The sequence below is a fragment of the Pseudoduganella ginsengisoli genome (assembly GCF_009720865.1).
In the GTDB taxonomy this organism is placed as follows: Bacteria; Pseudomonadota; Gammaproteobacteria; order Burkholderiales; family Burkholderiaceae_D; genus Rugamonas; species Rugamonas ginsengisoli.
Map to the genome: position 1 here is coordinate 959,614 of NZ_WNLA01000001.1, position 21,943 is coordinate 981,556.

General features: G+C 60.1%; 22 protein-coding genes. 8 read left to right on the forward strand and 14 right to left on the reverse strand.

Annotated features, from left to right (window positions below; translation table 11 throughout):
* Positions 1 to 65 precede the first annotated feature (65 nt).
* Complete coding sequence (locus tag GM668_RS04195; RefSeq protein ID WP_155437620.1) at positions 66 to 449, forward strand: BPSL0067 family protein; 384 nt, start codon at positions 66 to 68, stop codon at positions 447 to 449.
* A gap of 3 nt (positions 450 to 452) precedes the next feature.
* Complete coding sequence (locus GM668_RS04200) at positions 453 to 884, forward strand: STY0301 family protein (RefSeq protein ID WP_155437621.1); 432 nt, start codon at positions 453 to 455, stop codon at positions 882 to 884.
* Positions 885 to 948: 64 nt separating this feature from the next.
* Here GM668_RS04200 and GM668_RS04205 read toward each other — a convergent pair whose 3' ends face one another.
* Genes GM668_RS04205 through GM668_RS04215 form a run of 3 tightly spaced genes read right to left on the reverse strand, consistent with a single transcriptional unit; the run spans position 949 to position 3,838 of the window.
* The gene (locus GM668_RS04205) at positions 949 to 2,415 is read right to left on the reverse strand and encodes an NAD(P)(+) transhydrogenase (Re/Si-specific) subunit beta (RefSeq protein WP_155437622.1); all 1,467 of its coding nucleotides are present in this window, start codon (positions 2,413 to 2,415) and stop codon (positions 949 to 951) included.
* A complete protein-coding gene (locus tag GM668_RS04210) occupies positions 2,412 to 2,714 on the reverse strand; it encodes an NAD(P) transhydrogenase subunit alpha part 2 (protein WP_155437623.1) in 303 nt (100 codons plus the stop codon). Before GM668_RS04210 ends, GM668_RS04205 begins: the two co-directional genes overlap by 4 nt.
* Positions 2,715 to 2,725: 11 nt before the next feature.
* Positions 2,726 to 3,838 carry a Re/Si-specific NAD(P)(+) transhydrogenase subunit alpha gene (locus tag GM668_RS04215; protein WP_155437624.1) on the reverse strand — a complete coding sequence of 371 codons (1,113 nt, stop codon included), beginning with the start codon at positions 3,836 to 3,838 and terminating at the stop codon, positions 2,726 to 2,728.
* 349 nt (positions 3,839 to 4,187) lie between these two features.
* Here GM668_RS04215 and GM668_RS04220 point away from each other — a divergent pair, with 349 nt between their 5' ends.
* Entirely contained in the window at positions 4,188 to 4,667 is a 480-nt protein-coding gene (locus GM668_RS04220) for an NUDIX hydrolase (protein WP_155437625.1), read from the forward strand.
* Positions 4,668 to 4,696: 29 nt separating this feature from the next.
* Positions 4,697 to 5,791, forward strand: coding sequence for a tRNA 2-thiouridine(34) synthase MnmA (gene mnmA, locus GM668_RS04225; RefSeq protein WP_155437626.1), 1,095 nt, complete (start codon positions 4,697 to 4,699; stop codon positions 5,789 to 5,791).
* Between the two features lie 138 nt (positions 5,792 to 5,929).
* Here the strand turns inward: mnmA and GM668_RS04230 are convergent, their stop codons facing one another.
* The 3 genes from GM668_RS04230 to GM668_RS04240 are packed head-to-tail and all read right to left on the reverse strand — an operon-like array spanning position 5,930 to position 7,944.
* On the reverse strand, positions 5,930 to 6,367 hold the full coding sequence (locus tag GM668_RS04230) for a response regulator (protein WP_155437627.1): 438 nt from the start codon (positions 6,365 to 6,367) through the stop codon (positions 5,930 to 5,932).
* A 23-nt stretch (positions 6,368 to 6,390) separates the two neighbouring features.
* Positions 6,391 to 7,170: a 5'-3' exonuclease gene (locus GM668_RS04235; protein ID WP_155437628.1), complete on the reverse strand. Its 780-nt coding sequence runs from the start codon at positions 7,168 to 7,170 to the stop codon at positions 6,391 to 6,393.
* A 54-nt stretch (positions 7,171 to 7,224) separates the two neighbouring features.
* Positions 7,225 to 7,944 carry a glutathione S-transferase family protein gene (locus tag GM668_RS04240; protein WP_155437629.1) on the reverse strand — a complete coding sequence of 240 codons (720 nt, stop codon included), beginning with the start codon at positions 7,942 to 7,944 and terminating at the stop codon, positions 7,225 to 7,227.
* 233 nt (positions 7,945 to 8,177) lie between these two features.
* Here GM668_RS04240 and GM668_RS04245 point away from each other — a divergent pair, with 233 nt between their 5' ends.
* Positions 8,178 to 10,472 carry a catecholate siderophore receptor Fiu gene (locus GM668_RS04245; RefSeq protein WP_229498882.1) on the forward strand — a complete coding sequence of 765 codons (2,295 nt, stop codon included), beginning with the start codon at positions 8,178 to 8,180 and terminating at the stop codon, positions 10,470 to 10,472.
* Between the two features lie 394 nt (positions 10,473 to 10,866).
* On the opposite strand, the gene GM668_RS04250 is transcribed toward GM668_RS04245, so the two are convergent.
* From GM668_RS04250 to GM668_RS04260, 3 genes are read right to left on the reverse strand one after another with little or no spacing between them, the layout of a single operon-like run.
* Complete coding sequence (locus tag GM668_RS04250) at positions 10,867 to 11,169, reverse strand: DUF6587 family protein (RefSeq protein WP_211923340.1); 303 nt, start codon at positions 11,167 to 11,169, stop codon at positions 10,867 to 10,869.
* A 1-nt stretch (position 11,170) separates the two neighbouring features.
* Positions 11,171 to 13,060: a ferrous iron transporter B gene (gene feoB, locus GM668_RS04255; RefSeq protein ID WP_155437631.1), complete on the reverse strand. Its 1,890-nt coding sequence runs from the start codon at positions 13,058 to 13,060 to the stop codon at positions 11,171 to 11,173.
* Positions 13,061 to 13,063: 3 nt separating this feature from the next.
* Positions 13,064 to 13,327: a FeoA family protein gene (locus tag GM668_RS04260; protein ID WP_155437632.1), complete on the reverse strand. Its 264-nt coding sequence runs from the start codon at positions 13,325 to 13,327 to the stop codon at positions 13,064 to 13,066.
* A 205-nt stretch (positions 13,328 to 13,532) separates the two neighbouring features.
* On the opposite strand from GM668_RS04260, the gene GM668_RS04265 reads away from it, so the two are divergent.
* Together GM668_RS04265 and GM668_RS04270 are read left to right on the forward strand one after the other, a co-directional pair.
* On the forward strand, positions 13,533 to 13,739 hold the full coding sequence (locus tag GM668_RS04265) for a (2Fe-2S)-binding protein (RefSeq protein WP_155437633.1): 207 nt from the start codon (positions 13,533 to 13,535) through the stop codon (positions 13,737 to 13,739).
* A 111-nt stretch (positions 13,740 to 13,850) separates the two neighbouring features.
* Entirely contained in the window at positions 13,851 to 14,558 is a 708-nt protein-coding gene (locus GM668_RS04270) for an energy transducer TonB (RefSeq protein WP_155437634.1), read from the forward strand.
* Positions 14,559 to 14,594: 36 nt separating this feature from the next.
* Here GM668_RS04270 and GM668_RS04275 read toward each other — a convergent pair whose 3' ends face one another.
* Entirely contained in the window at positions 14,595 to 15,275 is a 681-nt protein-coding gene (locus GM668_RS04275) for a Fe2+-dependent dioxygenase (RefSeq protein ID WP_155437635.1), read from the reverse strand.
* 244 nt (positions 15,276 to 15,519) lie between these two features.
* Between GM668_RS04275 and bfr the strand changes: the two genes are divergently transcribed.
* A complete protein-coding gene (gene bfr, locus GM668_RS04280) occupies positions 15,520 to 15,996 on the forward strand; it encodes a bacterioferritin (protein WP_155437636.1) in 477 nt (158 codons plus the stop codon).
* A gap of 47 nt (positions 15,997 to 16,043) precedes the next feature.
* Here bfr and GM668_RS04285 read toward each other — a convergent pair whose 3' ends face one another.
* Genes GM668_RS04285 through GM668_RS04300 form a run of 4 tightly spaced genes read right to left on the reverse strand, consistent with a single transcriptional unit; the run spans position 16,044 to position 21,924 of the window.
* Positions 16,044 to 17,675 carry a hypothetical protein gene (locus tag GM668_RS04285; RefSeq protein ID WP_155437637.1) on the reverse strand — a complete coding sequence of 544 codons (1,632 nt, stop codon included), beginning with the start codon at positions 17,673 to 17,675 and terminating at the stop codon, positions 16,044 to 16,046.
* A 50-nt stretch (positions 17,676 to 17,725) separates the two neighbouring features.
* On the reverse strand, positions 17,726 to 19,063 hold the full coding sequence (locus GM668_RS04290; protein WP_155437638.1) for an MFS transporter: 1,338 nt from the start codon (positions 19,061 to 19,063) through the stop codon (positions 17,726 to 17,728).
* 18 nt (positions 19,064 to 19,081) lie between these two features.
* Positions 19,082 to 20,014: a PfkB family carbohydrate kinase gene (locus GM668_RS04295; protein WP_155437639.1), complete on the reverse strand. Its 933-nt coding sequence runs from the start codon at positions 20,012 to 20,014 to the stop codon at positions 19,082 to 19,084.
* A gap of 17 nt (positions 20,015 to 20,031) precedes the next feature.
* Positions 20,032 to 21,924, reverse strand: coding sequence for an amylosucrase (locus GM668_RS04300; RefSeq protein ID WP_155437640.1), 1,893 nt, complete (start codon positions 21,922 to 21,924; stop codon positions 20,032 to 20,034).
* Positions 21,925 to 21,943: the final 19 nt, after the last annotated feature.

The window sequence follows — 21,943 nt, forward strand, 5'->3', positions numbered from 1 at the left end:
GATCAATGCAATGCAGCAACAAGAATAGATGATGAATCCTCCCGCAATGATCAGGAGGATTCGACATGGGACCATACATCTACACGGCTGCACGAGAACTGGACGGAAAACCCAAGATTGGCAACGGCCAGTGTGTAACCCTCATTAAACACTACACTGATGCAGGCTGGACCGGCCGATGGCAACAGGGAGAATCGGTCGTCGGCAACCAAAGCATTGCGCCCGGCACTGCCATTGCAAATTTCGTCGACGGGAAATGGCCAGGTAAATCTCATGGCAATCACGCTGCCTTTTATCTGGGCCAGGTTTCTGACGGCATCTATGTTGTAGACCAGTGGGTAGACAGACAAAAGATTGGGAAACGCTTCATCCGCCGCAAAGGCAAAGATGCCAAGGGCAACTTCATCAATCCTACGGACAATGCTGACGCATTTTTCGTCATCGAGTAGACCATGAAAAAATGCCGAATCTTGCCCGCGCTATTCTGCCTCGTGATGATCGCTCCGCTCAAGGCCGCCCCATCTCGATTTGAATGCCCGGCCGCGCTGCCAGCAAATGCCATAAAAGTGGACAATCCATTTCCCGGCTGGACGCCTTATGTAGCCTCACCACTGTACTTGAGCAACGCAGCCCCAGCTGATGGCCCGCCAGAACGGCTGGGAATTCTTCGAGGAGAAGACGTGAAGCGGACCAAGTCGTCTTGGACGCATCAGTATTCACTGGAAGGAGCCTACCCGGAAGGAAAATGGCTGCGGTGCGACTATGGCATGCTGGGAGAAGTCGCCATGGCTGTGCGTCTTCCAGATGACATCAAAGCCTGCACTGTTAAAGGAAGAAAAGGGCCGCATGCGGGCGAAAATGCATTCGAAATTACGTGCCAATAGCATGCAAATATTAAAAAAAAAACGGGTCCGCGCAGGACCCGTTTTTCATCGATGACAGCCAGTCTTAATCGACCGCCTTCACCATATCCTCAATGACTTTCTTCGCATCGCCAAACACCATCATGGTGTTAGCCTGGTAGAACAAGTCATTGTCCAGACCAGCGTAGCCGGACGCCATCGAACGCTTGTTGACGATAATGGACTTGGCTTTGTACGCTTCCAGGATCGGCATGCCGGCAATCGGCGACTTCGGATCTTTGGCAGCCGGGTTCACTACGTCATTCGCGCCCAGCACCAAGACCACGTCGGTCTGGCCGAATTCACCGTTGATGTCTTCCATCTCGAACACCTGGTCATATGGCACTTCCGCTTCCGCCAGCAGCACGTTCATGTGGCCCGGCATACGGCCTGCCACCGGGTGGATCGCGTAGCGCACGTTGACGCCTTTGTGCGTCAGCTTTTCCACCAGTTCTTTCAGCGAGTGCTGTGCGCGGGCCACCGCCAGGCCATAGCCTGGAACGATGATGACGGATTCCGCATTGGCCATGATGAACGACGCATCGTCAGCCGAACCGGATTTCACCGGACGGGCTGCCTGTGCGCCGCCGCCAGCCGAAGCAGCAGCCGCATCGCCGCCGAAGCCGCCCAGGATCACGTTGAAGAACGAACGGTTCATGGCCTTGCACATGATGTACGACAGGATCGCGCCCGACGAACCCACCAGCGAACCGGCAATGATCAGCATCGAGTTATTCAGCGAGAAGCCGATGCCTGCCGCCGCCCAGCCCGAATACGAGTTCAGCATCGACACCACCACCGGCATGTCGGCGCCGCCGATCGGGATGATGATCAACACGCCCAGCACGAAGGCAATCGCCGTCATGATCAGGAACGGGGTCCATGCAGGCTCGGTGCCGCCAGCGAACACGAACACCAGGCCCAGGCCCACCATCACGGTCGCCAGGATCAGGTTCAGCATGTGCTGGCCCGAGAACACCACGGGCGCGCCCTGGAACAGGCGGAACTTGTATTTGCCGGCCAGTTTGCCGAATGCGATGACGGAACCGGAGAACGTTATCGCGCCCACGAAGGTACCGATGAACAGTTCGATACGGTTACCCATCGGCAGCGCTTCGCCTGCGGCAGCAATGCCGAATGCTTGCGGTTCCGATACGGCCGCCACCGCGATACACACGGCTGCCAGACCAATCAGCGAGTGCATGGCCGCGACCAGTTCCGGCATCTTGGTCATTTCCACGCGCTTGGCCAAGGTAGCGCCAATACCGCCGCCTACCGCCACGCCCAGCGCCACCAGGCCAAAGCCCATGCCGCCGGTCGACGCTTGCGCTTCCGCCTGCAGTTTGGCGATCAGCGCCACCGTGGTGGCCACGGCAATCGCCATGCCGATCATGCCGAACGCATTACCCTGGCGGGCATTGGCCGGCGACGACAAACCTTTCAGTGCCTGGATGAAGCAAACCGATGCCACCAGGTACAGCAGGGTAACGAGATTCCAGCTGATGAAACTCATGCCTTGTTCCCCTTATCTTTTTTCTTGAACATTTCCAGCATGCGCTGCGTGACGAGGAATCCGCCGAACACATTGACGGCGGCCAGCGCCACGGCCACGGTGCCGGCAATCTGGCCCACTTTGCCTTGCGTCAGCGCGGCCGCCAGCATGGCGCCCACGATGATGATCGCGGAAATCGCGTTGGTAACGGCCATCAGCGGCGTGTGCAGCGCAGGCGTCACCGTCCACACGACGTGGTAACCCACGTAGATGGCCAGCACGAAAATGATGAGATTGATGATGGTGTGACTGACTTCCATGTCGCTTCCCCTTATTTGCGCAGCACTTCACCGCCATAGGCGATCAACGTGGCTTTAATGATTTCATCTTCACGGTCGATGACGAGCTTCTCTTCCTTGTCGATGACGAGTTTGAGGAAGTCCAGCACGTTGCGCGCATACAGCGCGGATGCATCGGCCGCCACCAGGCAGGCCAGGTTCGGCTCGCCAATGATGTGCACACCGTGTTTGGTCACGGTCTTGCCGACTTCCGTCAGCGGGCAGTTACCGCCCTGCTCGGCTGCCAGGTCGACAATGACGGAACCCGGTTTCATGGCTTTGACGGTCTCTTCGGAAATCAAGACCGGGGCTTTGCGGCCCGGGATCAGTGCGGTCGTGATGATGATGTCGGCCAGTTTGGCGCGCTCGTGTACCAGTTCCGCCTGGCGCTTCATCCACTCGGCCGGCATTGGACGGGCATAGCCGCCTACGCCTTGCGCGATTTCTTTTTCTTCATCGGTCAGGTATGGCACATCGATGAATTTCGCGCCCAGCGATTCCACCTGCTCTTTGACCGGCGGACGCACGTCGGAGGCTTCAATCACGGCGCCCAGGCGTTTCGCGGTAGCAATGGCTTGCAGACCGGCCACGCCCACACCCATGATCAGCACGCGGGCCGCTTTCACGGTGCCGGCAGCCGTCATCAGCATCGGCATAAACCTTTGGTACGTATTGGCCGCCATCATGACGGCTTTGTAGCCGGCAATGTTTGCCTGCGACGACAACACGTCCATGGATTGCGCACGGGTAATACGGGGCGCCGCTTCCAGCGCAAACGCGGTCAAGCCCGCTTGCGCCATCAAACCCGTGTTATCCGCATCAAACGGGTTCAGCATGCCGATGACGACAGTGCCGGACTTGATCTGCGCCCGTTCCGCGTCATTTGGAGCACGCACTTTCAGCACGATATCTGCGCCGAACGCCTCTTGAGCCGACACAATGGTGGCGCCTGCCGCGACGTACGCTTCATCGGTGATCGATGCCTGCAAGCCCGCGCCGGATTGGACCAGCAGCTGATGTTTCGCCGCCAGCTTTTTCACCGTCTCGGGCGTTGCCGCCACCCGCGTTTCACCCGGCCTTGTTTCGGCCGGTATGCCTATCCTCATAACTACCTCCGGTGTGATGTTGAATATGAAAATTATTAAATGATTATGGATGGTAAAAGTTGCAAAAGTATGACGTTCTGCTAAGACCATAACATGAATTTCGCGAAAGTTACCCCTTTTTAGAGCGCATAAACCATATTCTGTAGCGCATGACCAACCGCATTTTTCATAGCGTGAGAGCAATATCTCACTTCGTGCAATTAACCGGTTTTAATAGAAGATATATGTAAATTCAGTACTGATCGTAGTCCGTTAAGACGTGATGTCGGATTTGCATCGGAAAACAAAAGCTTTTCAGAGCTTCGTCCGCGGAACACGCTAAAATGGCGGCTCTTTCATGGACGACCTTATGCCGCGAACCTGGAAACCCTCTGTCACTGTTGCCGCCATCATTGAAAAAGATGGCAAGTTTTTGCTGATTGAAGAAGAAACCAGCGAAGGCATCCGCCTGAACCAGCCGGCCGGCCACCTGGACCCGCATGAATCGCTGGAGCAAGCCGTGGTGCGCGAGGCGCTGGAAGAAACCGCGCATGAATTCAAGCCGACCGGACTGGTCGGCATGTACATGTCGCGCTACCGCTCCGCCCGCACCGGTGAAGCGGTGACGTACTTGCGCTTTGCCTTTTGCGGCGAAGTGGGCGCCAAACTGGACCGCCCGCTCGACGCCGGCATCTTGCGCACCATGTGGCTGACGCGCGAAGAAATCGCCGCCTGCCCGGAACGCCATCGCAGTCCGCTGCTGTTGACGTGTATTGATGAGTATCTGGCGGGCAAGCGCGCGCCATTAGACCTGCTGCACACGCATTCGTCGATCTTTGACGATGTGTAATTTGAGCTGAATCAACGAAAAGAGTCATTATGAGTAAGAAACGAGTCGTGATCGGGATGTCTGGCGGGGTGGATTCCTCGGTCTCGGCATGGCTGCTGAAAGAACAAGGCTATGAAGTCATTGGCCTGTTCATGAAAAACTGGGAAGACGACGACGATTCCGAATATTGCTCGACCCGCCAGGACTGGATCGACGCGGCCAGCGTGGCTGACGTGGTGGGCGTGGATATCGAAGCGGTGAACTTCGCGGCCGAATACAAGGACCGCGTGTTCGCGGAATTCCTGCGTGAATACCAGGCCGGCCGGACGCCGAATCCGGACGTGCTGTGCAACGCGGAAATCAAATTCAAGGCTTTCCTGGACCACGCGATGCACCTCGGCGCGGATTTGATTGCCACCGGCCACTATGCGCGCGTGCGCCAGAATCAGGCATCGGGCAAGTTCGAGCTGCTGAAAGCGCTCGACCACACGAAGGATCAAAGTTATTTCCTGCACCGCTTGAACCAGGCGCAGCTGTCAAAAACCTTGTTCCCGCTCGGTGACATCCCGAAAACCGAAGTGCGCAAGATTGCCGAACAATTAAAGTTGCCGAACGCGGCCAAGAAGGATTCCACCGGCATTTGCTTTATTGGCGAGCGCCCGTTCCGCGAATTCTTGAACCGCTACCTGTCGCACAAGCCGGGGCCCATGAAAACGCCGGACGGCAAAGTCGTCGGCGAACATATCGGCCTGTCGTTCTATACGCTGGGCCAGCGCAAGGGTATCGGCATTGGCGGCGTGAAGTCGTACCAGAAAGCTGATGGCAGCAGCGACGCGTGGTATGTGGCGCGCAAGGATGTGGCCACCAACACGTTGTGGGTGGCGCAGGGGCATGACCATCCATGGCTGCTGTCGCCGGGCTTGCAGGCTGGCCAGGCCAGCTGGGTCGCTGGTGAAGCGCCGGCTGCGGGCCGCCTGTCCGCGAAAACCCGCTACCGCCAGGCCGACGTGCCGTGCGACGTGGTGGCCGATGGCTTGCTGAACTTCTCGCTGGCCTTCCCGGAGGCCCAATGGGCCGTGACGCCGGGCCAGTCGGCCGTGCTATATGATGGCGAGGTCTGTTTAGGCGGCGGGATTATCTCGTAATTCGCACTATTGGCCCAGGGTAATCTGCAGATTGCTGTACGACGGCGACGTGTGCCTGGGGGCGGGATGATTGGCGGGATCACGACGACGGCTTGAACCGTCGTCTTATGAAACGGCCCGGCAAACCCGGGCCGTTTTTCATTCGGCGGCGCCTGCCTGCGGCGCATCCCCGGCCGCGGCCTGCATGTCGGCCTGCGCCTTTTGCTGCCGCTTCACTGTCGCAATGATGGTGCTGCGGATGGTCTTCAACACGGTGCCCGCATTGAATGGCTTGACGATAAAGCCGATAAAACCCATCGCATGGGCTTTTTGCACGGTGGGCGCGTCGAATTCGCTGGACACCATGAACAGCATGGCTTTCGGCCAATTCCTGCGCAACTCGGCAATCGCGGCTTCATCCGCTTCCACCACGTCGCGCGAAATGCAGACAATTTGCGCCTGGTGTTTGACCATCAGCACGTTGGCGCTGGCGGCCGTATGGCCTTGTCCCACCACGTCGTAGCTGCCATCCATCAGTACGGTATTGAGCAAGCCGCGCGCCACCGCACTGGAATCGATAATGACCGCCTTTAACATCTTATCCCCGTTGTTTATCGTTGTTATGGATGCTGTTGCCAGGCCAGCATGTTCCAGCTGACGCCGACCTTCACATCGGTTTTCAATTGCACTAGCTGCCGCGAAAGATACAGCATTTCCCGTTCTTTTCGTAAGGTTTCGCCCAGAGTATCTTTCAATATACCAGCCCCGGCCATAATCGCATCCAATGTGCCGTATGTGCGCAACAGCTTGGCCGCGGTCTTTTGGCCAACACGCGATACGCCGGGGATGCTGTCGGTGGCATCGCCCATCAGCGCCAGCAAGTCCGGCAATTGTTCCGGCGGTACGCCCCACTTGTTTTCCACCCATGTGGCATCGTGCCATTCGCCCTTGAAGTGGTCCCAGACCAGGGCGCCATGGGCAATCAGGCAGTGCAAATCCTTGTCGGTGCTGGCCACCACGGCATCGCCGCGCCCTTCGTTCAGCCAGCGCATGACAGCGGTGCCAATCACATCGTCGGCTTCCACGCCAGGCAACGAGACAGGCTGCAAGCCGATTTTCGACAGCGCATCATAAAAGCCCGGCAGCGCGGCGCGCAGCGGGTCCGGCATCGGTGCGCGGCCTTCGCGGTAGCCTTCATAGAGGTCGTGGCGCCACGTGCGGCCGCCGAAATCAAAGGCAGGCAGCACGTGGGTCGGCTCGTGGCCGTTGATCAAATGGCGGAACGACGACAGCGCATGGCGCAGCGCGATGTCGGCCTTCAAGTCCGAATCCGGTTCGGGACTGGCTTCATACACGCGGCGCACAATGTTCAAGCCGTCAATGGCGAGGAGTCTGGCCATAATAAAACTAGCACATTGCAAATACGGCTATTGTACCCGCGCTGCCGTGGCGGCTTACTTCAGCAATTCATAAGGGCCGCCGGCCTCCAGCGCTTTTTTGTACGCCGGGCGCGCATGGATGCGCTCCAGGAACGCCATCAGCTTCGGATGGCTGTTCGCGCTGGCGCCGCCGGATGCCGATCCAGCAGTCTTGCCGCCAACACTGCTTAAGCCGCCGCGGGCTGCAGCTGCTTCCAGCGGGAAGCTCATTTGCACGTCGGCCGCGCCGAATTCCGCGCCGGAGAACCATGGCGCCTTCGCCAACTCCCCTTCCAGGTAATCCAGGTGCGAAGCGATTTGCGGCTGGATGTACGTGCTTTTCACCTTGTGCGCGATGGCTTTTGCAATTGGCTTGACGAAAAATGGCGCGGGCGCCGATTCCACGCGGTCGAACACCAGCTTCATCAACAGCGGCGTCATCAGCGAGCCTTCCGCGTAATGCATGAAATAGCGCCAGCGCAGCTTGTCCGGCGTGCCGGCGGCGGGAACCAGCTTGCCATTGCCGTAGCGCTCGACCAGGTATTCAATGATGGCGCCCGATTCCGCCACCGTCACGTCGCCATCGGTAATGACAGGCGACTTGCCCAGCGGGTGGATGGCGCGCAGCGATGGCGGCGCCAGCATGGTCTTCGCATCGCGCTGGTAGCGCACGATTTCATACTTCAAACCCAGTTCTTCCAGCAGCCACAACACGCGCTGCGACCGGGAATTATTGAGGTGATGAACAACGATCATGGCGTTTTCTCGAAAAAGCACGGCCGTGCGCCGCAATCCTCCAGCTTAGCATTTCCGCCCGGTTTCCGTCGGCAAACGGCCGTCACATACGCAAAACTCAATGCAAATGATAATAATTCACATTTACTTCACTGGGAGAAGTTGCTATCATCTTTCGGATATTCACTCACCAATGACATAGATCAATCATGGCAATCAAGAGCCGCAAACACTCGACTCCAGCTGTTACCCAGATGAGTACTGTCCTGGCTGCCATGCTGTTGCCTGCTGCAGCAGCACACGCCGCAGACGCCATTCCAGCGCCCCCCGTTTCCGGTGGCGTGATGCAGGAAGTGCGCGTCGAAGGCAGCAAAGAAAACGATTTCAAGGCAGATCGTGCAACTTCCGCCAAATACACGGAATTGCTCGTTAATACGCCGCAAACCATTACCGTCATCAAAAAAGAACTGATCGAGCAGCAAGGCGCCGTGACCTTGGCGGACGCGCTGCGCAACACGCCGGGCGTGGGCGCCTTCTTCCTCGGCGAAAACGGCAGCACCAACACCGGCGACGCGATTTACATGCGCGGCTTTGACGCTTCGTCCAGCATTTACGTGGATGGCATCCGCGACATGGGTTCGATTTCGCGCGACATCTTCAACGTCGAGCAAATCGACATCGTCAAAGGCCCGGCGGGTACCGATGGCGGCCGTGGTTCGCCGACCGGCTCCGTCAACCTGAGCTCGAAGCAAGCCATGATGCAAGATGCGTACTCGGGCATCGTGACGGCTGGCAGCGGCAAGCAACAGCGCGCCACCGCCGACTTGAATAAAGTCATCGACTACAACAGCGGCACGGCTTTCCGCCTCAACCTGCTGGCGCAAGATTCCGGCAACCCGGCCCGCGACGTGGTGAAGAACAAGCGCTGGGCCGTGGCGCCGACCATCGGCTTCGGCATCGGCAGCCCGACCCGCGTGTCGCTGAGCTTGCTGCACGTGGACCAGGACAACGTCCCGGATGGCGGCGTGCCGACCATTGGTTTGCCTGGTTATACCAGCCCGGACAGCGCCAATCCTGTCGTGGCGAAACGCCGCCCGTACCTGAATGACGCGCAGCGCGTCGATCCGCGCGGCTTCTATGGCTCGACCAGCGATTACGACAAGGTCAAGGCCGACATGGCGACTGTGCGCCTCGAACACGATTTCTCGCCTGCCGTGAAATTGCAGAACATGACCCGTTACGGCAAAACGCAGCAGGATTACCTGCTGAGCGCTTTCCGTGGCAACGCGGCCAACCTGGTAACGGAAACCAAAGCAGGCGTGGTCTTGCCGGCCTCCGAATGGACCTTGGCGCGCCCTGACCTGCGCACCATCAAGGACCAGGAAAACCAGCTGCTGACCAACCAGACCACCGTGACCTTTGATTTCGATGGTGCGGGCATGAAGCACACGGCGGTGGCGGGCCTGGAATTCATCAATGAAAAGCAGCTGACGTACGGGTATGACGCGGCAAGCCTGGGCAAACTGGCGCCAGCCAATTTGTACCACCCTGATCCCAACGCGCCGTTTGAAACGGCGCCTGCGCCCAAGCGCAACGCCGTCTATGGCGACACCACCGTCAACACGCAGGCGCTGTACCTGTTCGACACGGCCAAGCTGGGCGAGCAGTGGATGTTCAGCGGCGGTATCCGTGCGGACCACTACACGACGAATTACAGCGGCACGGTGCTGACCACGGCGACGTCGAATCCAGGCACGCCTGCCGGCGTATTCTTGCCGGTCAAGCTGGACCTGGGCGATACGCTGTGGACAGGCAAATTCTCGGCGCTGTACAAGCCGACGGCAAACAGCAGCGTGTATGCGACGGTGGCGACGTCGAAGCAGCCGCCTGGCGGCGGCACGCTGGTGCTGAGCACGACGGCCAACAGCGTGTCCAATCCGAAGTTTGATCCACAGTCGACCACCACCAAGGAAATCGGCGGCAAGTGGGATTTGCTGAAGCAAAAGCTGGCGCTGGCCGCCGCGATTTACCGCACCGACGTGCGCAATGAGATCGAGCAGGATCCAACCGACTTGCTGTACTACCAGACCGGCAAGAAGCGCGTGGATGGCGTTGAAATCAGCCTGACGGGCGAGATTGCCCGCAACTGGCTGATTTCGGGCGGCTACGCGCACATGAAGACCAGCGTGACGTCCGGTAAAGTCATGACGGCTTCCAACGAAAACGTGTTGAGCTACACGCCCAAGGATTCGTTCACCGTGTGGACGTCGTACACGCTGCCGATGGGCTTGAAAATCGGCGGCGGCGCCAACTACGTGGGCAAGCTGCAGCGCGGCACGGACGGCGCGGTGGGCACGCCGGCATATGCGGATGCGTACTGGGTAGTCAACGCGATGGCGGCGTATCAGGTGACACGCAACATCGAGCTGCAACTGAACATCAACAACGTGTTCGACAAAGACTACATCCAGGCCATCAACAAGTCCGGCTACCGCTATACCCCAGGCGCCCCACGCTCGGGCAGCCTGACGGCCAATATCCGCTTCTGATAGCACAACGCATCAAAACCAGCGCCACCTTCGGGTGGCGTTTTTCATGGTGGGGTCAGGCGTGCATTCGTGCACACAGCACGTGGGGTCAGACGTGCATTCATGCATTCTCCAGCGAGCCTTATACGGCGGGGCCTCCGAGGCACCTGCGTTGCCGCATGCTCGCCCAAGCAAGTGAAGGAACTGGATTATGCTGCGGCCTGGCGTTCCGCCGCGCTGCGCCATGGACGTGCTGCAATCTGCAAAACTCTTTTAACTGCAGGCGCTACGGGCGCCTCCGTGTGGCCAGCAGCTGCATCGCTGGCTGGGTGGCGCTGCGAATGCATGAATGCATGCCTGACCCCAGCGGGGGGACGCATCAATGCACGTCTGACCCCATGGGGGGTGAAAAAAATCAGCGCTGTACGTGCAGGCGGATTACGCGGCGGGTGGTGGTGGAGTCGATTGGCGCGGTGGGGCCGGAGGATGACGGCGTGCCGCAAGCGGCGGCCTTGGACGACGATGCGGATCCGCAGCTGCCGCAGCCACTGCCGCAGCTCGATTCCGTCTTGAACAACTTGGCCAGCCGGGCCTGATCCAAACCCCGGCGCGTCAGTGCGTACACCACCTGCTGGCGCCACGCCAGCGGCATATACCGCGCGCAAGCGTGCAATGCGCACACGGCCACAATCACGCCAACAATCATCTGCTGCCACATATCAGCCTCCCAGGGCCAGAGCAATACGGTAAGTGAGGAACGATGCCGTGTACGCCAGCGCAAACATGTAGCCGGCCATCATCAGCGCATAGCGCACATGGCCCGTTTCACGGCGCACCACGGATAAAGTCGAAATGCACTGCGGCGCAAATACGTACCACGCCAGCAGCGCCAGCGCCGTCGGCAGGGGCCAGCTTTGCGACAGGATCGGTTCCAGCTGCGCGGCCAGCTCATCGCCCGTCTGCGACAGCGCATACACGGTACCCAGCGCGCCCACTGCCACTTCGCGCGCCGCCAGCCCTGGCACCAGCGCAATGCAAATCTGCCAGTTGAAGCCGATCGGCGCAAAGATGTATTCGAGGCCGCGGCCCAGCATGCCCGCCACGCTGTACCAGATCGCCGGATGCGTCGCGCCTTCCGGTGCGCCCGGGAAGCTGGACAAGGCCCACAGCAACACCATCAGCGTCAAAATGATGGTGCCCACGCGGCTCAGGAAAATCTTCGCGCGCTCCCACAGGCCCAGGCCCAGGTTGCGCAGGTGGGGAATGTGATAGCTGGGCAGTTCCAGCATCAGCGGCTGCTGGCGGTTCGCGCCCATCGTGCGCTTCATGAAATACGCCACAGCCATCGCGGAGACAATACCGGACACATACAGCGCAAACAGCACCAGCCCCTGCAAGTTCACCAGCCCCCCCACCATACGGTCAGGGATAAATGCGGCAATCACCAGCGCATACACAGGCAGGCGCGCGGAACACGTCATCAGCGGCGCAATCATGATGGTGACCAGCCGGTCGCGGGGATTTTGAATGGTACGCGCCGCCATCACGCCGGGAATCGCGCACGCAAAGCTGGACAACAGCGGGATGAATGCGCGGCCCGACAAACCCACGCCGCCCATCAGCCGGTCCAGCAAGAACGCGGCGCGCGGCAGGTAGCCGCAATCTTCCAGCACGAGGATAAAGAAGAACAAAATCAGAATCTGCGGCAGGAACACCAGCACGCTGCCCACGCCGCCCAGGATGCCATCGACCAGCAGCGAGCGCAGCACACCGTCAGCCATATGGTCTTTCACAACCGCACCGACGCCTTCCACGCTCTCCTTGATGAAGTCCATCGGCACGGCGGCCCAGCTGAACACGGCCTGGAATACCAGGAACATCAGCACCGCAAGAATGACGGGCCCCGCCACCGGATGCAGCACCACATCATCGATCTTTTCAGAGAAATTGCCCGTGTCCGCCGTGTTATTTACTACCAGCGACAAAATGCGGCGCACTTCCTGCTGCGTTTGTTCGACCGGCACCGCATCAATGGCTGCCAGCGGATTCGGCGTCCCCAGTTGCATCGGCCACATGCTGTCCAACTGTTCCAGCAGCGCTTTTTCCCCGCCGCTTTGCACGGCAATGGTTTCCACCACCGGCATGCCCAGTTCACGCGACAGCTTGTTCGCATCCACGGCGATGCCGCGCTTTTTTGCCACGTCCATCATGTTCAGCGACAGCACCATCGGCAACCCCAGGCGCTTGATTTCCAAGACGAGGCGCAAGTTCAAACGCAGGTTGGTGGCATCGACCACGCACACCACCACGTCCGGCGCCGATTCGCCTTTGCGCAACCCCGCCACCACGTCGCGCGTGATTTCCTCATCCGGCGTGTGGGCCGACAAACTATATGCGCCCGGCAAATCCAGCAACCGGAATGGGCGCCCTGCCGGCGACGTGAACTGGCCTTCCTTGCGTTCAATCGTCACGCCCGCATAGTTCGCCACCTTTTGGCGCGCACCCGTCAGGCGGTTGAACAGGGCCGTCTTGCCGCAGTTCGGGTTACCCAGCAGTGCCACCATCGGCGTCTGCGCCACGGCTTGTGCCGGCTTTTCTACTGCACCCATTTTTTATTCCGGTTGGATAGAGATCAGCGCCGCTTCGAAGCGGCGCAAAGCGAATGTCGCATTGCCAACTTTGATGGCCAGCGGTTCGCCGCCCGGCATGCCGCGTTTCAGCATGCGGATACGTTCACCTGGCACAAAACCCAGCTCCATGAGCCGCCGCGCCAGGTCGTGGCCATCTTCGTAATTGCCCGGAGCAACATGGACCACGGTGCCGCTCTTGCCGACCGCCAGGGTGTCGAGCTGGATCAAGGTTGGAGCTTGCGTCATGGTCATTCCGAGGGTTCTGTGAGGAAATTTTGAGCAGTCATTATAAAGCGTAAATGGGAATGGTTTGTATTCTCAGAATTTTCTTGCATTGTACGCCGGAGTTGGGCAGAATAGGAAACGTAATGATAACGATTCTCATTAACCAGAGAGCAACAGTAGCAAATCGTTATTGAAACCATCCCGTTTTTAGCCAGAAGGTTCCGCAATGATCGTTTGTGTCTGCAACAACATCTCCGACCGCGAAGTCCGTCAAGCCATCGAACTGGGTATCACTTCTTTGGATGAATTGCGCCGCGACCTCGGCCTCGCCACGTGCTGTGGCCAGTGCGCCGATACCGCCGCAGAAATCCTGAATGAACACCTGGGCAACTTGAACGAAACTGTGCTCAAGCGCCCATCATTTACTGCCTAAAGTTGTTGCAAAACGACCGTAGCCAGGCGCAGCGACGAAGACAGTGCGTCTGCACGGCAAGGAGCTGCAACAACGCTGTGGGCGTTTTTGAAACGACTTGATAAGGATGCTATGAACACAATGACGATGCCGGCGCATAATGCCGAGAGTTCGCTGTCTGGTTTGTCTGCTTTTTGGCGCGGGAATCGCAGCAAGATCACCAAGGTATCCGTCGTTGTGGGTTTGCACGTAGGCTTGGCTGCCATGCTGCAATCGGGCATGCTGCACAGCGCTGTGCAAGCCGTCATGCCGGAGCCGGTCATGGTCACGTTCGTGACGCCGCCGCCCCCGCCTGCTGAAAGCAAGCCACAGCCGAAGACAGTGGAAGTCGCCAAAGCGCCGACTGTCACGCCGCCGCCACTGCCACAATTAAATACGGTGGTGGAAAACACGATTACGCTGCCGCCACCCGCGCCGCGCGTGGCCCAAGAGCAGCCCGCCGCACCGGCTGCCGTGGTGTCCGCACCACCGGCGCCGCCTGCTCCGCCAGCACCAGCGTCCCCCCGCACCGTGCAAGGCGTTGAGTATGTCCGTCCGCCTGCATTGATCTACCCATCGGTATCGAAGCGCCTGGGCGAAACAGGCGTCGTCATGCTGCGTGTGCTGGTCAGTGAAAAAGGCTTGCCGGAGCAAGTACAGATCAATAAATCATCCGGCTACGCAAACCTGGATGAAGCCGGCCGCCAGGCTGCCATGCGCGCACTGTTCAAGCCTTATATGGAAGATGGCAAAGCCGTGCCAGTGTATGTGCTGGTGCCGATCAACTTCTCGCTGAGCTGATCCAATAAGTTAAGGGGCCGCCAAGGCCCCTTTCTTTTACATGTCGGCCCACATCCGCAACAGGTTGTGATAATGGCCCGTCAATCCCACCACTGCATCCCCATCGCCGATCTGCCCGCGCAGTTTTTGGATATTCTGGTCCAGGTCAAACAGCATGGACCGTTTCCAGTCATCGCGCACCATGCTTTGCGTCCACAGGAATGACGCCACCCGCTCCCCCTTCGTGACCGGATTGACGCGGTGGATGCTGCTGGACGGATACACAATCGCATCGCCCGCCGGCAATTTCACTTCATGCGCGCCATACGTATCCATGACAGTCAGTTCGCCGCCATCATATTCATCCGGGTCGCTGAGGAATACCGTGGTCGACACGTCCGCCCGCATGCTCTGCATATTTGTGCTGTTGACGCGCACGGCGCCATCGATGTGCAAGCCATATTGCTCGCCGCCGGCATAGCTGTTGAAATACGGCGGCAAAATGCGGTGCGGCAGCACGGCGGAAAAGAACAGTGGATTGGCCGTCAGCGCACGCGTGACGATATTGCCCAATTCCAGCGCCAGCGGCGACCCTTCCGCTAGTTGCCGGTTTTGCTTCACTTGCGCGCCCTGCGCCCCGACGCTGGCCCGGCCATCGACCCACTCTGCGGCCGCCATCTTTTCGCGAAAATATTTGACTTGATCCGGCGTCAAAATGCCGGGTATGTGCAGCATCATGTAGCGATCCCTTCCAATTAGCTCAGCCGTCATTATGCGGCATCGCCAGCATAATGAGAACGATTATTATTCGCGCTCTCACCAGCATTTTTGCCACCACTGTCATCTAGTCATTTTTCAAACATTTGCTTACAGTTATCAGCAGGTTCGTGGCAAAATGGCGAAAAATCCTGCTCCGTTAACTGAGATGCGGATGCCCGGCCTGAAGGCCGGCACACCGATATCTAACAAAAAAGGCGATCCCATGAAGGGCGATAAAGATGTGATCCGTCTGCTGAATGCTCAGCTGACCAATGAATTGACCGCGATTAACCAGTACTTCCTGCATTCCCGCATGTACCGTCACTGGGGCTTTGAAAAGCTGGCGAAGAAGGAATACGAAGAATCGATCGGCGAAATGAAACACGCCGACAAACTGATCGACCGCATCCTGATGCTGGACGGCCTGCCGAACCTGCAAGCGCTGCATAAACTGCTGATTGGTGAATCCACGCAAGAAATGCTGGAATGCGACTTGAAACTGGAACGCGCCGCGCACGTCACCATCAAGGAAGGCATCGCCACCGCGGAAAAAGCTGCCGACTACGTGTCGCGCGATTTGCTGCTGATGATTTTGGAAGATACCGAAGAACACATCGAGTGGCTGGAAACCCAGATCGACTTGATCGGCAAGATCGGCATCCAGAATTACCTGCAAAGCCAGATGGCGCCTGGCGAATAAGCCGCCATCCCGCACGAGACTCAAGGGGCGCTTCAGCGCCCCTTTTCTTATTCTTTGTCCCGCAGGCGCGCCAGCACTTTGCCGATATCGGCGCCATAAAACACGTCCGGCGCGCGGTATAAGCGCTGGCAAGACAATTGCAGCGTGCCGCCATCCTTTGATTCAAATTGCACGGCGCCGCGTGCCGCACACGCTGCCGCCATGGCCGGCATGGCAGCCGGATCGCCAGTCAGCGGGTGGCCTTCCGTCCTGCGCAATTCAACATTGGTTTTCAGCGTCTTGCACTCGCTGCGGCCAAACAGGAAGATGCCCTGCGGCGTATCCATCGTGCCTTTGTGCCCGCCACAATCGTCTTCCATCAATTGGCCCACCGCCTTCAGCAAGATGGCCTTGCGGGTGCGCGGCCCCGGTTCGCGGGGATGGGCCAATCCGGTATCCGCGAACAGCTTGCGCCAGTGGTCAGCCATGGCGCCCTGCCTGCCCGTCAGCGCCGGCAGCCAGCGCGGCTGGCAAGCCTCGTCATTGCCGCACTCCAGGCTGCGGCTGAAATCCGGCTGTTTGCCCTGGCGCAGTTCCCGATAAAATCCGCCGATGCGCGACCAGACGGTGTCGTTGCCCTGGCGGGCAGCCAGCGCATAGACCAGCGCCGGCAAGCCGCATGCATATTCCAGCGTATTCCCGCTGATAAACCGTTGCGGCAGCTCGCCCCAGCTGCGGCCCTCCACCTGCACCATGCAGCGCGCTAATTCATCGTCGAGGTTTTGCGCAGCCTGCTCAGGCGTGATCCAGCCATTGCCGATCGATGCCATCCAACGCAGGAATTCCGCGCCGCCTTCATGGATCAGGCGGCCTGAAGGATAGCCATCGAGCGCGTCGCGCAATTGAAAGCGGTGGCTCATTTCATGTGCCACCAGCAAGGTCATTTTGTATTGCTCGTCAACACCGGGCTGCTCCGGCCAGTTGAAGAAAATCAGCCGCATCAAGTCGCCGCCATTGCCATTGACTTCCGGCCCGCCCGGCGCCGTGGCGATCGACGCTGCCAATGCCGGCTGCGTAAAAGGCACGTCGGGCAAGCGTTTGCGCAAATACGCCGCCGTGCCGTCGGCCACCCGCGCCACCTGGGCGCGCGCCGCAGGTGAAAGGCGCGAGTCAAAGTAGCGCAGCGCACCGTCCGATGGCGCCAGCTTTTTCTGCAATAACAATACCGCCGTATCGCCCGCCTGCGGCCCGTCCAGCGCGGCTCGGCCAGCGTGGGCTTGCGCCCCCGTGACAATGCTGCCCGGCGCGCCAAAGCGGTAATGGACCGCGCCGCAACGGTCTGCCGGCGCATACAGCGACGTGTGCAGGTAAATCCCTTCCCCGGCGCCCATTGGATAGGCGGCAGGATAACCGCGGAATGTCGCCGCGGCAGGAATACGGAAGGCCAGCGCCGTGCAAGCGCTGTCTGTCCGCACCAGGGCGCCCGCCTCCACCTTGCCGCACTGGCCTGCCGGCGCCCAGTTGGCGCGGGCAACGCTGCTGTCCACAAAAGGCAGGCTGTCGCAGCCAGGCGGCAATTGATAGCTGACTTCCAGTGCATCGGGTTCCGCCAGGCGGACAGACACTTCGACATCGGCAGCCTGGCAGACGGGCAATGCCAATGCCGCGCCAAGCAAAGCGAAAGACAGGGTGGGATTCAAGATCGCCTTAGTTAGATAAAAGGCAATTGTATCCCACTACAGACTGGCCATCACGCGTGCGAAGGCGCCAATACGGTTTCTTCGCGGCGCCCCGCCACCTTGACAAACAAGACCGCCACCGCTGCGCACAGCAGCAACGCACCGGCCAGCCGGATCACATTTTCCGGATGCCCGCCCAGCAGCGGCTGATATACCAGCGGCAGCGTAAAGATCTGGATGATCATCGGGATCACGATGAACATGTTGAAGATGCCCATGTAGACCCCTGTGCGGTGTGGCGGAATACTGCCGGCCAGCATCACATATGGGTTGCCCATCATGCTGGCCCACGCCAGGCCGATCCCGATCATCGGCACATACAGCAGCGCCGGCGACGTGATCAGCGGCAGGCACAGCATGCCGATCCCCGCCAGCGACAGGCACACGCTGTGCATGTTCTTCGGTCCGAAACGGCGCGTGAACGGCACCAGTGCAAAGGCGGCAATAAACGCAATGAAGTTATAAAACGCGCCGATTTCCCCGTTCAGCAAGCCCGCCTGGCGGAAGCCGCTTGAGGCTGAATCCGTCGTGCCATACAAGGTCGACGACAGCGACAGCATGATGTACTGCCAATAGCAAAACATCGCATACCACTGGAACAGTTTCACCAGCGCCAGCTGGCGCATGGTCAGCGGCATGTCGCGCAATGCATCGGCAATTTCCGCCAGCGTATGGCGCCAGCCGCCGGGCGCCGCTTTCATGCGCGCCAGCTCGGCAGGTTCCAGCGGCAATTCCGGCGTGGTCTTCACAGTCCACAAGACGGACGCCAGCGAAAATACGGCGCCAATCAGGAACGCGGCAATCACCGTATGGGGAATGTGGTGGCTGTTGACGGCATCGCGGTTCATGCCGAACGCCACCAGCAGCGACGGCGTCAGGTAGGCCAGCGTCTGCCCTAGTCCCGTGAACGCGCTTTGCGTGAGGAAGCCGATCGAATGCTGCTCCTGGTCCAGCCGGTCGCTGACAAAAGCCCGGTACGGTTCCATTGTCACGTTATTGGCTGCATCCAGTATCCACAGCAGGCTGGCCGCCATCCACAGCGCGGGGCTGAACGGCATGGCCAGCAAACCCAGGCTGCACAGGATGGCGCCAATCAGGAAGTATGGCGTGCGCCGTCCCCAGCGCGACACGGTACGGTCGCTCATGGCGCCAATAAACGGCTGGACCAGCAGCCCCGTCACCGGCCCGGCCAGCCATAGATAGGGCAGGCTGGCTTCATCGGCGCCCAGGTATTTGTAGATGGGGCTCATGCTGCTTTGTTGCAGGCCAAAGCTGAACTGGATGCCGAAAAAGCCCACGTTCATATTGACCACTTGCCAGAACGACAGGCGAGGTTTGTACTGCGCCATTGGAATGCTCCGGTAAAGTCAGTCTGGCTGCCAGCGGCGGCGCCAGTCTGCATAAAAGGACAGGTTGGATGGGACCGCGCCGGCCAGGCCGCACACGGCGCCGGCAAAGGCGCTGGCGCGCTGCAGCGTGGTGTCCAGCGGCCAGCCGCGCGCACGGCCCAGCAGGTAGATCGACGAAAACGCATCGCCCGCACCGACGGTATCGGCCAGCTGCTCCACCACGACGCCATCGGCTGCCGTCATGCCGCCATCCACGCTGAAATGCACGGCGCCGCGCGCGCCCAGTGTGACGATCATGCCTTGCAGCGTGAAGTTCGACATCAGCTGTGCGCACGCCATGCGCACGTCGAGGCTGGCCATGTCGTCCAGCGGCGGGCACATATGGCTGTACCAGTCGAACAATTGCGCCAGTTCGTCTTCATTGACTTTGAGGATGTCGGCCTGCGACAGCGAGTCGAACACGGTGCGCTCCGTGTATTGGCCATCGCGCAAATTCAAGTCCAGGTAGCGCAGCGCGCCGGCAGCTTTTTGTACCGCCAGCAGGGCAGCGCGCGACGTTTCTTCGCGCTGCACCAGAGTGCCAAAATACAGCACGTCCGGCTGCGCCTGCGCCACCGCTTGTGCTGCACGTTGCGCATCGATGGCGTCATACGCCTGGTGCGGCAAGATGTCGAAACGGTGGCTGCCATCGGCCGCCATTTCCACCGCCACGCGGCCCGTTGCTTCGCCCTCGCCTGTTTGCAGGCCCATGCCATCCATGCGGTAACGCTCGAATTCGCCGCGCACCAGCGCCCCATTGGCGTCGTTGCCGATGCGCGTAATCATCAACGGCTGCAAGCCAAATCCGGCCAGGTGGCGCGCCACGTTGAAGGGGGCGCCGCCGACCACTTGCACGCTGCCGAAATCATCGACCAGCGCTTCACCGAATACTGCAATTGCCTGCCTGTCCATCGTCTTCTCCTGTGCATTCATGCGGCACGCTCCAGCCACAGCAGGGCGTACGGCTCCAGCACCACTTCACCTGAAAAGGCTTGTCCGGTCAAGCAATCGGACCATACGCCATCCAATCCCTGCGGTTGGCGTTGCGCGGAGAAATTGCACAGGCAAATAAAATCGTCGCCGCGCGCCAGCGCCAGCACGGACGGGGGCGATGGCAGCACCGTGCGCGGCGCACCGGCCGCCAGCGCGGGCAAGCGGCGCCTTGCACTCAGCAGCGCGCGCAAACCCATAAACATCTGGCCTGCGGCGGTCGAGGCATCGTGGCGGTGTTGTAATGCCACTTCGTCCAGATACGGGCGCTGCAGCCAGCGGCTATCCATCGCATGCTGCGGGCGCTCGCGGTAGCTGTCATCATTTTGCTGCGCCAGTTCGTCGCCCATGTACAGCACCGGCAGTGCGCCAAACGCCAGCGCCAACCCGTGCAGCAGCAAATCGCGCCGCAGCGCCGCGCGGCGCTCAACATCATCGCGCGCCGTCTGCAACCCCAGCAGCGATGCCGTGGCGCCGTTGCTGCCATGCGCTGCATTCGGATCGCTGCTTTGGAAGGAGGCGCCCGCCGCGTAGCTGTTTCCTTCGCCCGTGTAAAACCGGGCGATACGGGCAAGACGCGCGGCGGGATCACCACCGGGCGGCGCTTCCGCCGCTTCCGCCTTCAACACATTCCAGCCGATATCGTCATGGCAGCGCACATACGACAGCCACGACGCCGCCGGCGGCAATGCCGGCGTGCGGGCTATCACGGCTTTCAACAGCGCGGCATCCTGCTCGGCCATCGCGCCCCACGCTGCCGCCATCAGGCTGCTGTGGTAAGCGATATGGCATTCCGCCGCGCCACCATTGCCGCCTTCGCTGCCCAGGTAAGCGGGCAATTCCCGCGTCGGCACGATGGCTTCCGCCTTCAACAGCACGCCCGGCGCGGCAATGGCCACGATGGCGCGCAACGCCTGCAGCAGCATGTGCGCTTCCGGCTGGTTCATGCAATTGGTGCCTTCCCGCTTCCACAGGAAGGCCGTGGAGTCCAGGCGGAACACTTCGATGCCCCGGTTCGCCAATCGCAGCAGCGTTTGCGCCATGTCCGCAAACACGGCGGGATTCGCGTAATTCAAATCCCACTGGTACGGATAAAACGTGGTCCACACCCAGCCGCCCATGGCTTCCACGTGCGTGAAGTTGCCGGGGGCGACTTGCGGGAATACCTGGCCCACGGTGGCTTCATAGCGGTCCGGCATGGTGCGGTCCGGATACACGAGGAAGTAGTCGCGCAATGCCTGGTCTCCCGCCTTCGCCCCCTTTGCCCACGCATGGTCATCCGCCACGTGGTTCAGGATGAAATCCGAACACAGGCTGATGCCGGCATTGCGCAATTTCGCCGCCAGCATATCGAGGTCGCCATTTTCACCCAGCTTCGGGTCCACTTCATCGAAGCTGGCCACGGCAAACCCGCCATCATTTTCCCCCGCGCGGGGGCGCAGGAATGGCAGCAGGTGCAGGTAGCGCACGCCCAGTTCTTCCAGGTAGGGAATGCGGTGCGCCACGCCACGCAAGGTGCCGCCAAGGCGGTCCACGTAGCTGCAATAACCCAGCATGCGCTGGTCCAGGAACCAGCCGGGATCCGCTTCACGGCGCGCATCCTGCGCCTGCAAGGCCGCCGGGCGCTGCGCCAGCAAACTGCCGATGGCGCCCAGCAGCTTGCCATACCACAGCGCAAAGTCAGGCCGGTGGCCATACAGCGCGTGCAGCCGCTGGTGCAGCACGGCATGCTGCGCTGTATAACGGCGGGTTGCCGTGTCGCGCAACGCATGGTGCGAATGCGCGGCCAGGGGCGCCAGCAGCGCCGGCAGGGAGTCAGGGAAATCAGTCATTACGTGCGATCATCAAAAT